Raw genomic sequence first — 13,685 nt, forward strand, 5'->3', positions numbered from 1 at the left:
GAGGTGGATGGTACCACTTCTATCGGTTGGTTTGGTTTCAACCAGCTCCTTGCTGGCTGAGACGGGCAATCGCTTGGTAGCCAACCCAATCTATGCCTCAGCGATGACGGAAGAAAGCATCGCTGTCACGATTAGGGGAACCGTTACTTCTGCGGGGGATGACTCCGGACTTCCCGGAGTGACGGTATTGGAAAAAGGAACGAATAACGGAACGGTCACCGACATTGACGGTGTCTATACCATTGATGTGGCGGGTCCAAATTCCGTGTTGGTATTTTCTTACGTAGGTTTTGAAAGCCAGGAAGTCACGGTAGGTAACCGCACCACCTTGAATGTGAGTCTGGAAGAAAGCATGTCCGCCATGTCGGAAGTGGTGGTAACGGCTCTTGGAATTGAGCGGGACCAGCGCTCGCTGGGCTACGATGTTTCCAGTGTGCAAGCGGAGGATTTGACGCAGGTTACGCAAGAAAACGTATTGAGTTCCCTGGCAGGCCGTATGCCGGGTGTAACCATCAATCAGACAAGTGGGCCAGGCTCGTCCATGAGTATGGTGATTCGGGGAGCGACTTCCCTGACCACCGATAACCAGCCGCTTTTTGTGGTGGATGGTGTGCCGATGTCCAACTCCCTGAATAATATCTCCCAAAATGGGGACGGTAACCAGGTGGATTACGGAAATGCCATTTCGGATATCAACCCGGATGACATCGCCAATATCAGTGTGCTGAAAGGACCAAGTGCCGCGGCGCTCTACGGTACACGTGCAGGAAACGGTGTGGTACTGATCACCACCAAATCCGGAAGCAAGAGCAAGAACATGGGTGTATCCTTTTCTACAAGTAACGTATTCGAACGACCTACCCGATTGCTGGATTTCCACTACCGCTATGCGAATGGCAACCGGGAGGGAGTATTTAACGAAGGATCTGCCTATTGGGGAGGACCCCAATTGGATGTGGGCAATACCGCCATCCAATGGAATAGCCCCGTGGATGAAAATGGAAACAGAATCCCTACGGAACTTCGATCCTATCCCAATGCCATGAGGGATTTCCTTCAGACTGGGGTAACTTCTACCAATAACCTGGCGGTGAGTGGTGGAAGCGACAACGCAACCTATCGGGTGTCCTACTCAAACATGCTGCATAGAGGGATGATCCCAAATTCCGATTTATTCCGGAATAACCTATCCACGTCGGTATCCTATAAGCTGTTGGACAAGTTGACTTTTAGTACCAACTTTAACTACAGTAATAGCCTTTCCAATGACCGGCCGAGTACAGGAGACCGACGGGCGAACCCCTTGGAAGCCGTGTATGCCTCATCGTACGTCAATTATGACGAGATGCGGAATATTTGGGTTGAAGGTCAGGAAGAGATTCAGCAGCTGCGAACGACGGCAGGGGATAACCCCTATTTCATCGCTTATGGGATCCAGAATGCATTCCGTAGAGACCGGATTTTCGGTAACACCTCGCTTGATTACAAGTTCAATGATAATTTTAATATCACGGCCAGGTATTCCCTGGACCGATCCGCCGAAAACCGGGAGACCAAAATCCCGTTTAGCTTTAGCCGAATGGCCCGAGGTGGCTACTATACAGCCGATCTGTTGACCCAGGAATCCAACGCGGACATCCTGGCTAGCTACAAAAAGGATTTTGGCGAACTGGATTTCAATGCCTCTGCTGGTGGTAACATCATGACCCGATTTGGATCCAGCAATAACGTTGGCGTAGGTGGAAACCGAAATAATGGGCTGGTAGTACCAGGTATTTACAACGTCCAAAATATCCCCGCAGATAACCGTTCGGTATCCAGCAATTTTTCAAAACGTGCCATTTATAGTGTTTATGGCCTGGCATCCTTCGGCTATGCCGACCAGTTGTACCTGGATCTGACTGCTCGAAACGATTGGTCTTCCACCTTGCCTGCGGCGAACCGTTCCTATTTTTATCCCTCTGCCTCCTTGAGCTGGCTGGCCAATTATACCTTTAATTTGCCAGAAAATATCGACATGCTTAAAGGTAGAATCGGATGGGCGCAGGTAGGAAACGATACCGATCCTTACCGCTTGGTGCAGAATCTAAGCACCGGCCTGTACAACAGTATCAATACGGCAGCCATGCCTTCCGGTTTGTTGAACCCGGACCTAAAGCCTGAAGAGGCGACCTCTATTGAGGCAGGGATTGATTTGAACATGTTTCAGAATAGATTGCGGTTTACAGGTACCTATTACACCATTGATAACCGAAATCAGATATTTGCGGTGAATCTACCCCGTTCTTCCGGGTTTAGCAGTCGTTTGATCAACGCCGGTTTGATCCAAAGTAGGGGCTGGGAATTCACGCTCGGAGGTACACCTGTCAGCAGAAATGGTTGGAACTGGGACATCAACTTAAACTGGAGTAGAAACCGCACCCGAGTGGTGGAACTGAGTGACAACCTGGACCGAATCATCCTTTGGGGGGAAAATGATGCAGGAGCCATTACCTTCCTTGGACAGGACATCGGAGACATGTATAGCACGGGCTTTGCCCAAGTGGAGGATCCCAATTCTCCCTACTACAGGTGGCCCATTTTGACCAGTACGGGATCCTGGCAAGCTTTCCGACGGGTAGACGAGGAGCTTCGCCATGTCGGGAATTTTAACCCGGATTTTATCCTTGGAGCGCAATCCAGTTTGAGCTACAAGCGATTTGTTCTGAACTTTAGTTTGGACTGGAGGCATGGAGGTAATTTTATGTCTCATACCTATCGATACGGGGAGTCTGACTGGAAGTCACAGCGACAGTTGGATAACCTGATACCGGGAGGTTTGTATTCGGATGCCGAATTGGTAGAATTGCTAAAGTCAGATCCGGATAAATACATCATTCCACGTCCGGGGAATTTCCCAAGGGTCGGTGGACACACGGCTGAGACGGGCGGTTTGCCACTGGACGAAAACGGGCACGATGGAGCATTCATACCGGGTGTGATTCAAACCGCGGGAGCGGACACCCCGAATGACTTTAGTGACGACGTATACGAGGAGCACTTGGGTGGCCCCGAAACGAACGTATATCCCATCACCAATACCTATGCCTGGCGATTTAACGAACAGGTCACCTTCGATGCCTCGTTTGTCAAGTTACGGGAGCTTTCCATAGGCTACAGAATACCGAACTTTGGTGCCTTCCGAAACGCCACCTTTGCCATTTACACGAGAAACATCATGTTGTGGACCAAGGCGGATATTGGAGTCGATCCCGAAAGAGCGTTCTGGGCCAGTGGTGGTACCCAAGGTAATACTGCTCAGCAGTTTCGTCAGGGAATCGAGCGACAGAACGTACTGCCCTGGAGTGCCCCTGTAGGGTTCAAACTCAATTTCAATTTGTAAATCGCTAATACCATACAAATCATGAAACATATATTTGATTTTCGAAAAATAGCCCTGTTCGTGTTTGGGTTGGTCTTGTTCACCGGTTGCGACGAAAAACTGGATGAAATAAACATCAACCCCTTCGGAATAGAGCCATCTGAAGCAAATCCCAATTTGCTTATGCCTACCGTCCTGGCCTCAGCTGCTCAAAGTTACGTTAACATGGGCTACAATGATCTGGCTGGTGCGGTACAGCACACCCAGAAAAATGGCTGGTATTCCGGACATAATTTCTACGACTGGGGCAGCCGAAGCTGGGCAGGATGGTACGATATTTTGCGTACCAACGAATTGATGATTAGAAGAGGCGAAGACCTGGAAAATAATTTCTTTCAGGGCATGGGCCTTACGATGAAGTCCTTTGTTTTTGGCAATATCACCGACCTTTGGGGAGATGCGCCTTACACCGATGCTCTCAAAGGAGATCAGGGAGGCGAACAATTTCAGTACCCGAAGTTTGACAGCCAGGAAGTGATTTACGACGGCATTATTTCCGACCTTCAGCAAGCGGTACAGTTGCTGGGATCCGCCTCTCCCAATGGAGTGAACGCCGGGAACGACCTGTATTACAATGGAGACGTAGGCAACTGGAGGCGATTTGCCAATTCCCTGCTGCTAAGGTACTACATGCGCCTTTCCGAAAAGAAGCCGGATGTGGCGCGGGCCGGCGTGGAGGCAATTTATAGCAGCGGAATTTACATTCAGGATCCCTCTCAGGATGCGACGCTGGACTATACCGGTGGTGCGAGCGATGAGTGGCTATCCCGACACGTTCGGTTAGATCCGGATGGCTTCCAGCGGTACCAGGCCTGCCAAACGTTTATTGACCAATTGACCGGCACCATGGATCCCCGCCTTACCGTATGGTTTGATTCGGTTCGTGTGCAATGGGTACCGGATGAATCACTGACCACCGCCACGGAAGATTTCATCCGGGCAAACGGAGAGCCGCTGTCAGTGGTTACCTATCCCTACGATGATTTTGTGGAGTTGTATTCGGACGTTAAATTCACCAGAAGGTTTAATCCAAATATGGCGGATTATAATACAGACCTGTATGTAGGATTGCCGCCGGCGATCACCGTACCCGAATCCTACAATGGAAATCCATCTCCTGGTCAGGGTACACAAAATCAGCACGTCTCCCAGTTGGCGCCTATTTACAGTACCGCGGGTGCTCCCGGAGATATCCTAAAGGCCCGAATCATCTCGGCTGCCGAGGTAAGCTTTATTTTCGCGGAAGCCGCCCTAAAAGGATGGAACGTGGGAGATGCAGAAACGCACTACAACAAAGGCATTGAGCAGTCGCTGGATACCTGGGGAAGAGGCGGTACCTATGCAGATTTTATTAGTCAGCCAGAAATCGCTTTTAGCAATTCCCTGGAACAAATCCTCACGCAAAAATGGGTGGCTAGCTGGACCGCTGCGGCGGAATCGTTCGCAGACTACCGAAGGACCGGATTTCCGGCACTGGAAGCAGGACCGCTTTCTCCTCAGCCAGAGGTAGCCTTGCGTTTCCAATACGGTAGTGACGAATACAACAACAATCCCGATAACATCACCAGCGCGCTGGACCGCCTCGAGATTACGCCGTTTTCCGGCAACTTTGGTGCGGATAGCCAGTGGTCGAAGCCCTGGTTGTATCAGGGAACGAACGTACCGTTCTAAGCTTATTAAGATTTATAGAGTTTTTTGCAACGTGCTTCTCTCTGGTAAAAAGGGGAAGCACGTTTTTTTTTGCATAGGGCTAACCGCAGCAATCTCAAAAAGGCGGGTGGCTGTACCCGCGGTAGTAATCCCCGAAACCCACAAACAGCTGCTCGGGCAGGGAAAGGTATCCCAAGAAGCCAATTAGGAAGGCAGGAAAATGAGTAACAGCGACACCTAGGCGATTTTTTCTCAGGAGGATATGTCCCCTTGTTTCCCCTACTGCATAGTTCCTATGGCAGCGCGGAATTTAGGGGTGGTTGGGTAGTATCTGGGGAACGGGGCCGGGCAGTCCCCAATGGGGACCATAAAAAAGTGAACAGAATCCCTCCCGGCGAATCAGGTTTTCCCGGGTAGGAGGAATGGAACCGTTGGGGTCTCCTTTCCCTCCTGCCCGGGTCCCCTTGTTGCAGCTTTTTTTATGCGCCGAAGCGCTTGTTCATGCCTGGCATTTCTCCATGTATGCTGATAGCAATCAGGCTAAGCAGAGCCAGGAACAGCAAAATAGCCACTAATTTGTACCCCCATTTTGCGGGTTTTGGCATGTTGGTGGCGATTTCCGGTTTAAACTTTTGAAGCAAAAATAGAATTACCAGAAAGTTGAGGATGTACAGAAATTGTTCGATACGGTAGAAGCTCAGAAAAGAACCCGTGATCAAAATGGTAAAGATAATGTAGACCGAAAAATACGTCACAAAGACTCCCAGCACTTCTTTTTCATTAAAATCCTGTCCACGCTTCCCCTTCTTTTCTGAAAAAAGGGTAATCCAATAGACGGCAGGTACCAAAAAGGCAACGAGTGCGACCCATCGTACCATACTCACCCAGATCTCCGGATCCTCAATCAGCTTGCCCAGGGTGGGTGCTAAATCCCGCTCGATAAACGATTGCTGCCAAACGAAAAAAGGGATAAATAACAGGAATCCCAACATGGGCAGTGTTAAGTTCTTGTAGGAATAGTGGGGAGCAGCTTCTTCCTTCGGCCAGGTGCCGGTGAATGTACCGTAAGCCACGCCTAATCCACCAAAAAATCCCAGGGAATATTCCATCACGTTCCACATATTGAAGGGCACTTCGGCGACATTTCCCATGACTTGAAGGAAATTCCCAAAACCAAATCCAAAACCCGCGCCCAAGCCGCCATACATGGCCACTCGGATGGCGCTGTATTGTTTCGTGCGTGCCAGGTAATACATCAAGGCAAGACCCATGCCCGCACACACGCCCCATGCTTCAGATCGGGGCGGCGTCATGGCAATGCCCAGCTGCTCGATAATAAAATAGTAAAAGATAATGCCACCCACGGTCATTTCCATGATCACCTGATGCCATTTGACCTTCTTTTTGGGTGTATCGGCCAATACCAAGCCGAAAAGTCCCCCACCTATTAGCCCATAGAGACCCCCGATGACAAAAAGCATTGTTAAGCCATAGTAGACGTTGACGAAATCTACCCCCCGTCCATAACCCACTACGGCCCCGTAGCTCATCATGCCTCCCAATCCCCAACCCACGGCGCCCGCAAAAGCGGCTTTCATCGCTTTGTTGTACCAGGACTTGTTTTTGGCCAGCAGAATGATGCAAAGGCTCCCGATACCTCCTGCCCAGGCCGCACCCTGCTCGTGACCAAACTGTCCCCGGATGGCCCATGCCGTACCGAGTGCCATGCCTGCCAGCAGCAGGGAAACGACCGTGTTTTTGTTCATCTGTTTCATAGTGGTGATGTTTCGAAAATTGCTTGTACCTGAGAATCTACACAAGGTAGAAGCACAGGTTCCTACCGCTAGGGATTACCTGACGCAATGGCCGGCACGGCGACCAAAATAAGTCGTTTGTTCGCCAGTCGGTTTACCTGCCGATGGAAATTTACCTGCCGCATGGTATACGTAATCGATTATTTTGATGTAATACCCCTTTGCAGGTAATTGTACCATTCCCGCAGCCGGTTTTCTTCATAAAACCGCAGCTTGGAGGGCTTGATCAGCAATTCACTTGCCAGCGAGGTACCTTTTTCGGTATTCGATGGGGTTGCAGCCCTTGACTTGCTTGAATTGCCTGGCGATATTTTTGCTGTCGTTCAAGCCCAAATCCAGTGCAATTTCAAAAACGGTCTGATCCGTTTCCAGCAGTTTCTGTGTAAATTTTTCAATGCGCAGGTTAAAAATGTACTTATAAATCGGGTATCCGGTAATTTGGTGAAACCGCTTTTCCAGGCTTCTTCTCGAAAGCGGCACCTGCCGGACCACCTCGTCGACTTGTAGGTTCTTTTCGATATTTTTATGGATGTACTTTAGCGTGGAGGCGATGTAATCGTCATTCGTGGCATAGATGTCGGTAGATTGCCGGGTAATGATCTGGGTGGGCTTTACGTGGATGTCGTAGTAGTGATCCGCCCCGTTTTGGATCATGGTTTCCATGAGTTTGGCCGTATCGTAGCCTCCTTTTTCAATGTCCAGGCCGATGCTCGAGAGGGGAGGGTCGGACAAATCGCATAGCATTTCGTCGTTGTCCACGCCCAGTACCGCCACTTCTTCCGGTATCCGGATTTTATTTTGCTTGCAGGCCTCGGTAATGTGCAGACCCTGATTGTCGTCGCAGGTCATGAGCGCGATGGGCTTGGGCAGGGAGATGAGCCATTTGCTCAGAGAGTTACTTTTGTAGTACCAAAGATCGGTGGAGCGGGATTTGCGGTGTTCGAAGTAATTCACCTTGAAACCGACCGAGTTGATTTTCTTTTCAAAACCTTCGGCCCTTTCCCGGGACCAGACGATATCGTTGAATCCATAAAAGGCGAAGTTTTTAAAGCCCTTTTTAAGGAAGTATTCCGCACCCATTTGTCCCGCTTCGTGGTAGGCCCCGGTAATATTGGGAAGTTCGCTAAACCGCTCCTTAAAATCCTGGGCAATCACTGGAATTTTCGAATCAATGATCAGTTTCAGGTCCATCTCATTGTAAAGCTGACCGATGATGCCATGCGCTCCCCATTCTTTTGCCCAGTCGAGTATCCCTTTGATCCCAATCGTCTCCCGGTAATACAAAGGCATCCGGCAGTAGGTCCAGGGGCCATGTTCGGCTGAGTACTTGGAAATACCTTTCAGTAAGCTTTTACTATATTCTTCGGCAAAGTCCAGCAAAAGGATGATTTTGTACATGCTTTACTTAAAGATGTCTTTGATACTTTTGGTAGCATTGCTTACCAGTGGTTTGGCCCATAGGCCTATGCTTAATATGTAGCCTAAGGTAACCAAAAGAAACAGCATGGCCAATTTAAGTCCGACCAGCTCTGCCAATCCCCCGACAATTAATGGGACCACCGCTCCTCCGGCAATACCGGTGCAAAGAATGCCAGAAAAAGTGCCGTGATGCTGTGAAACAGAATTGAGAGCCAGGGAAAAAATGACGGACCACATCACCGATGCAAAGAACCCGGTTAAAGGGAAGGCAATCAGCGCCCAGGAAACCGGTCCGAATAACGCCGCCAATAAGGCAATGATGGCCCCAGAGGTAAATCCTACCAAAACGGTGCGGCTATCCATAAATTTGAGCAGCAATAGCCCCAACAAACAGCCAATGGTGAGCAATCCCCAAAAATAGGAGATTACCGAAGCCCCCGTGGTGGCAGGATCTACGCCATGATAGGTTTGCAAAAACTTGGATATCCAATTCGCGATTCCCTGCTCCGTTCCCACGTAAGAGAAAATGCCCAGAAAATATAGAATGACGTATTTATTGGATAGTAGTTCCTTAAATGCCACGCCAATATCGATTTTTTCGTCTTCCTTTAACTCCACCTTGGGAAAGCGAGCCAGGTACACCACGATAACCATTACAAAAGAAATGGCTGCAAACACCCAATAGAGGGAAACCCATTTGAGGTTTTCAGGCACCATCCCGTCTAAAAATGAAAATAAGGCCCCGGGATCGCCGGTATGGATACGCGTAACCAGGTAACTGTAAAGCATGGGGCTTAGAAATGAAGCGGCACCAAAAGCCAATTGACCCAAAACCGAGTTAAATGCGAAATGTGCTTCTCCCCCGGCGGTCCGAAGCAACGGGTTGATTACTACCTGTAGAATGGCCATTCCAATGCCGATGATAAACAGGGATGTTAGTGCAATACTAAAACTGGGAATCAAGGCGAAGACCAGCGCCCCCGCAAAAGCCAATGCAAAGGCTACCACGAGCATTTTCTTTTCCTTGTATTTTTCTACCAGGATTCCCGAGGGAATGGACATGACCGCATAGGCAACAAAAAAGGAAAAAGGTAAAAATCCTGCCAATCCGATGCTAAGGGTGAAGCTGTCGATGATATCCGGAATGATCGGTCCAAGGATGTTGGTGAGGAATGAGATCACAAAAAATATAAGTAGGATGAGCGCAACGATCAGGTTGTTTTTTTTCATAGCGTTGGTATTTCAAAGGATGAAGGTAGCCATTAAATTCGGGAATGATAGGTTTGATCGGGGAGGTTGTATCGGCCTGGTTCCGCACGCATTGGTACCGGTCCTGAGTTCTTGAGGCCAACCACGAAACCGGTCACCTAAACCAGTCCGTTTGCATGCTCCAGGGATAAGTCGACCAGGGCTGCGGCTCCCAACAGGGCGATGTCCTCATTCTTTGTTAGGTGAATTTTCAACTTTTTTATGGACTCTGGATAAATAAAATCGCTAAAACTCGCTTTCATACTCGCCTCAAAATAGGGAAAGGCGTTTGCGACTGAGCCCCCAATCACAATGGCTTCGGGGTCATAGGTATACATGACCACTTGTACGGCAGCGCCAAAATGGTAGCCAAACGCTTCCCAAAGCTCCAAGGCCTTTTCATCGCCGCGCTCCGCCTGGTTAAACGCATCCAGTGCGGTGGTTTGATGAAACGCACTAAAAAAATTCCCACTTGCGTAGTATTCGATATTTTTATCTTTGTAGGGAAGTAAACCAATTTCTCCAGCGCCGCAATTGGTCCCGGCATATAGCTTGTTTCCGATGATAATGCCTGAACCCAGGCCCGTACCTATGGACATGCCCACCATGCAGGAATAATCTCTGCCCAGGCCAAACTTGTGCTCACCGATCGTAAAACAATTGACGTCATTGTTTACAAAAACGGGAAGTTTGAATTCATCCTCCAGGATATCCTTTAGGCTCACTTTCTTCCAGGACGGAATATTGGTGACATTGTAGACGATACCCTTTGCTACATCCACCACCGAGGGGACACCAATGCCAATCCCGTCTACCTTATGTTGGGTCAGTGGCTCAATGAACTGCTTCACCTGATTTAAGGTTGACTCGAGGTCGTCTTTTTCTTTCAGTAAGGCCTTGGTTTTGTGGATAATCTTTCCCTCTTTCTCAATACCTACCTGGATTTTTGTTCCTCCTAAATCTATTCCTATGTTCATTTCGCTACTTAGGGTGAGTTTTTATAAAAAAGAAACAACAAATATATTTTAATTTACCTATTTTACAAATCACTACCTGACTTCGGGTGTGTGCGGTGCACGACTCCATCTAATTGGTTTTCAGTTAGTAATACTAGCAAGTTCACCATTCCGTGTAGCAGTTATACTTGGATTTATGGGTATGTACTATTTTTGGAACGATGTTTTTTTTACTAGTACAATTGACAAAAAATGGGTATTGTTACCAGTGGAGCCGGAATAAGATGGGAGAGAATGTGGTTTCCCAAAAAAAAAGTCTTGCAACAATTAACTAGCAGTTGACCACAAATCAATCATCAAATTGAGCCTGCCTGAGGCAGACGGGCCTGAGGCAGGTGAGACTCTAAGGAACGATTATCAAACAAGCGGAGATTTACTATGGCCGCGAAAAAACAAATGATACACCTATGAAACGACGGGAATTTTTTTCAAAAAGTATGTTGGCATCAATAGGATTTGGTGTCCTGAATCCAACGTTGGGGTTAAGTAAGCCCCCAGTTCGGGCCTTTCGGAAACAGGCAAAGAACATTATTTTTCTCGTAAGCGACGGCATGAGTACCGGAACACTTACGATGGCAGACCTGCTGTTGCGGCAGAAAGAAGGAAAAAAGAGCCGGTGGATGAGTTACTACCAGGGAGGATTTGCCAAAAGGGCACTTATGGATACGGCTTCTTCCAATTCCCTTGTGACGGATTCGGCTGCTGCCGGGAGTTCCTGGGGTGGAGGCATGCGGGTACCAAACGGTTCGCTGAATGTAGGGCCCAAGGGGGAGCTTCCTGTTCCGATTCTGCAAAAATTTAAGCATGCAGGAAAATCGGTCGGTTGCGTGACTTCGGTCCAAATCACCCATGCTACTCCTGCATCCTTCTGCGTAAACGAGAAAAGCAGGAGTGCCATGCCCGAAATCGCGGCGAAATACCTTGAACTCGAATTTGACCTGATGATGGGTGGAGGAGCGGAGGTCTTTGACGCTTCTATGCGGAAAGACAAGCGTGACTTATTTGGAGCGTTCCAAAAAGCTGGCTTTTCGGTAGTCAGGGATCGGGACCAAATGATGGACTTGAATGGAGACAAGCCGGTATTGGGTGTTTACAGTGAGGGGGGCATGCCGTACGCCATTGACCGGGAGAACGACCCGGAGTTAAAAAAGAAGGTACCTTCTTTGGCAGAAATGTCCCGAAAAGCAATTGAAATTCTTTCTCAGAATCCGAAGGGTTTTGCCATGCAAATCGAAGGAGGGAAGGTGGATTGGGCTGCGCATGCCAACGATGCACCTGCCTTGCTTTACGACCAATTGGATTTTGATGAAGCCGTGGGTATAGCCTTGGATTTTGCTGCAAAGGACGGAGAGACTCTGGTAATCATGACAACCGATCATGGGAATGCCAATCCGGGGCTTTTTGCGGCGGATAAATTCTCCAGGCTGTATACCACCTCCCATTCCAACGAATGGGTGTTGAGCCAGTTATCACCTGATAATACGGCCGGACAGGTAGCGGATTTTATCGAAACCTATCAGGGGCTTCAATTGAAGAAAGAAGAAATTGACGCGTTGATGAAAAGTTACCGGGGAACCAGTACGGACGGCCTGTACGGTTCTACCAAGGTGCCGAATCACCTGTATGCGCAGCTACAGTACGCGCATACCGGAATAGGTTGGGCAGGGACCGGGCATTCTGCCGATCATGTGGAACTGGCTATGTATGGGCCTGGGAGTGAAAACCTACCCGCCTACATCGAAAACTATAAATTGCACAATTTTATGTTGGATGCGGCGCAGGTGCCTGCGTTGACTTACGCCGGCTAGAGATATCCCTTCACTGGCAGAAGGGAGTCTTTGGTGGCCGGGGTCCGGGCGCCGGAGAAGCAAACAAAGCGGGCCAAAGGTCCGGAAAATCCGTCACCTTTCGTCGAGTTAACGTTTTGCAGCCTTTCAACATATGCCGGCGAAAGAAGCCCTTTTTACCAAAAATATTCAAACAAGCGACATACCAAAAATACGTAATTATGAAACATTCTATAAGAGGCATTGGCGTTCTGTCAGTCCTGTTGGGTTCCTTGTCCTGCGGCGGCCCGGAGTCAGACGCTTCCGAGCGGGAGTACGAAGGAAAGGAGACCATGAAGGAAGTAGGGGTAAGCAGCATTGCGTACGAACATATTTTTACCGACGACCGGCCTTTTGCACAGTGCCATGCTTCGACAATGATTCCGCTGGGTGAGGAAAAATATTTGGTCGCCTGGTTTGCAGGGTCCCACGAAAAGCACGACGATGTGGGTATTTGGACCGCCAAAGGAAAACCGGGGAATTGGTCCGAACCACAGCTATTGGTGAAGGTTCGTAACGACCCTCACTGGAACCCCGTCCTATTCAATGCGCCCGACGGCAAGGTCTATTTGTATTTTAAAGTGGGGAAAGAAATCGACTTTTGGGAAACCTGGGTGCAGGTTTCCGAAGATGGCGGCGAGACCTGGTCGGAGGCCAGAGAATTGGTGCCTGGAGATAAAGGGGGCAGGGGGCCGGTCAGAAACCACATGTTGGTACTTTCCGACGGCACCTGGCTGGCACCGTCATCGGACGAAAAAAACAAGGTATGGACGGTCTTTGTAGACCGTTCGGAAGATGGAGGCAAGACTTGGGAGGCCAGCGACAAGCTGGACATGGACCGTTCCGAAATTACGGGAGAGGGCGTAATCCAGCCGGCCCTTTGGGAATCCAAACCCGGGCACGTACACATGTTGATGCGCAGCAGTTCGGGAAATATTTGCCGGGCAGATTCCGAAGATTATGGAAAAACCTGGTCGAAAATTACCGAAACCAGTTTACCCAACAACAATAGCGGCATTGACGTGGCGCATTTGGGAGGCGAGAAGATTGCAGTCATCTATAATCCGGTGTCCGAAAACTGGGGTGCGCGGTACCCCATTTCGGTCGCGGTATCGCTGGACAACGGGCACAGTTGGAGTCAGACATTTGATATTGAAAAAGGGGTAGGAGAGGAGGATGAGCTTTCCTATCCAGCCATGTTTTACGAGGACGGCCATTTGGTGGCCTGTTACACCTGGAACAGGCAGCGGGTAGCGTTTTGGAAAGGAAAATTGGAAGGAATTTGATAAAC

General features: G+C 49.1%; 8 protein-coding genes. 4 read left to right on the forward strand and 4 right to left on the reverse strand.

Annotation, left to right across the window (positions count from 1 at the left end):
* The first annotated feature begins 7 nt into the window (after positions 1–7).
* Together GCU44_RS09720 and GCU44_RS09725 are read left to right on the forward strand one after the other, a co-directional pair.
* Entirely contained in the window at positions 8–3,382 is a 3,375-nt protein-coding gene (locus tag GCU44_RS09720) for a SusC/RagA family TonB-linked outer membrane protein (RefSeq protein WP_241684893.1), read from the forward strand.
* Positions 3,383–3,403: 21 nt separating this feature from the next.
* Positions 3,404–5,092, forward strand: coding sequence for a SusD/RagB family nutrient-binding outer membrane lipoprotein (locus GCU44_RS09725; protein WP_154856232.1), 1,689 nt, complete (start codon positions 3,404–3,406; stop codon positions 5,090–5,092).
* Between the two features lie 458 nt (positions 5,093–5,550).
* Here GCU44_RS09725 and GCU44_RS09730 read toward each other — a convergent pair whose 3' ends face one another.
* From GCU44_RS09730 to GCU44_RS09745, 4 genes are all read right to left on the reverse strand, one after another.
* On the reverse strand, positions 5,551–6,846 hold the full coding sequence (locus tag GCU44_RS09730; protein ID WP_154856233.1) for a hypothetical protein: 1,296 nt from the start codon (positions 6,844–6,846) through the stop codon (positions 5,551–5,553).
* A 273-nt stretch (positions 6,847–7,119) separates the two neighbouring features.
* Positions 7,120–8,283, reverse strand: a complete 1,164-nt coding sequence (locus GCU44_RS09735; protein WP_092173099.1) for a DNA-binding transcriptional regulator — start codon at positions 8,281–8,283, stop codon at positions 7,120–7,122.
* A 3-nt stretch (positions 8,284–8,286) separates the two neighbouring features.
* Positions 8,287–9,534, reverse strand: coding sequence for an MFS transporter (locus GCU44_RS09740; protein WP_154856234.1), 1,248 nt, complete (start codon positions 9,532–9,534; stop codon positions 8,287–8,289).
* A 137-nt stretch (positions 9,535–9,671) separates the two neighbouring features.
* Complete coding sequence (locus tag GCU44_RS09745) at positions 9,672–10,529, reverse strand: ROK family protein (RefSeq protein WP_092173105.1); 858 nt, start codon at positions 10,527–10,529, stop codon at positions 9,672–9,674.
* 476 nt (positions 10,530–11,005) lie between these two features.
* Between GCU44_RS09745 and GCU44_RS09750 the strand changes: the two genes are divergently transcribed.
* Positions 11,006–12,376, forward strand: a complete 1,371-nt coding sequence (locus GCU44_RS09750) for an alkaline phosphatase (protein ID WP_241684894.1) — start codon at positions 11,006–11,008, stop codon at positions 12,374–12,376.
* A 200-nt stretch (positions 12,377–12,576) separates the two neighbouring features.
* Positions 12,577–13,680 carry a sialidase family protein gene (locus GCU44_RS09755; protein WP_154856236.1) on the forward strand — a complete coding sequence of 368 codons (1,104 nt, stop codon included), beginning with the start codon at positions 12,577–12,579 and terminating at the stop codon, positions 13,678–13,680.
* The last annotated feature ends 5 nt before the right edge of the window (positions 13,681–13,685 follow it).

This window comes from Cyclobacterium xiamenense, assembly GCF_009467825.1.
In the GTDB taxonomy this organism is placed as follows: domain Bacteria; phylum Bacteroidota; class Bacteroidia; order Cytophagales; family Cyclobacteriaceae; genus Cyclobacterium; species Cyclobacterium xiamenense.

Bases quoted from the DNA above. Each gene is read 5' to 3' on its own strand.
- GCU44_RS09720 (WP_241684893.1), top strand. From the start codon at position 8: ATGGTACCACTTCTATCGGTTGGTTTGGTTTCAACCAGCTCCTTGCTG.
- GCU44_RS09725 (WP_154856232.1), top strand. From the start codon at position 3,404: ATGAAACATATATTTGATTTTCGAAAAATAGCCCTGTTCGTGTTTGGG.
- GCU44_RS09730 (WP_154856233.1), bottom strand. From the start codon at position 6,846: ATGAAACAGATGAACAAAAACACGGTCGTTTCCCTGCTGCTGGCAGGC.
- GCU44_RS09735 (WP_092173099.1), bottom strand. From the start codon at position 8,283: ATGTACAAAATCATCCTTTTGCTGGACTTTGCCGAAGAATATAGTAAA.
- GCU44_RS09740 (WP_154856234.1), bottom strand. From the start codon at position 9,534: ATGAAAAAAAACAACCTGATCGTTGCGCTCATCCTACTTATATTTTTT.
- GCU44_RS09745 (WP_092173105.1), bottom strand. From the start codon at position 10,529: ATGAACATAGGAATAGATTTAGGAGGAACAAAAATCCAGGTAGGTATT.
- GCU44_RS09750 (WP_241684894.1), top strand. From the start codon at position 11,006: ATGTTGGCATCAATAGGATTTGGTGTCCTGAATCCAACGTTGGGGTTA.
- GCU44_RS09755 (WP_154856236.1), top strand. From the start codon at position 12,577: ATGAAACATTCTATAAGAGGCATTGGCGTTCTGTCAGTCCTGTTGGGT.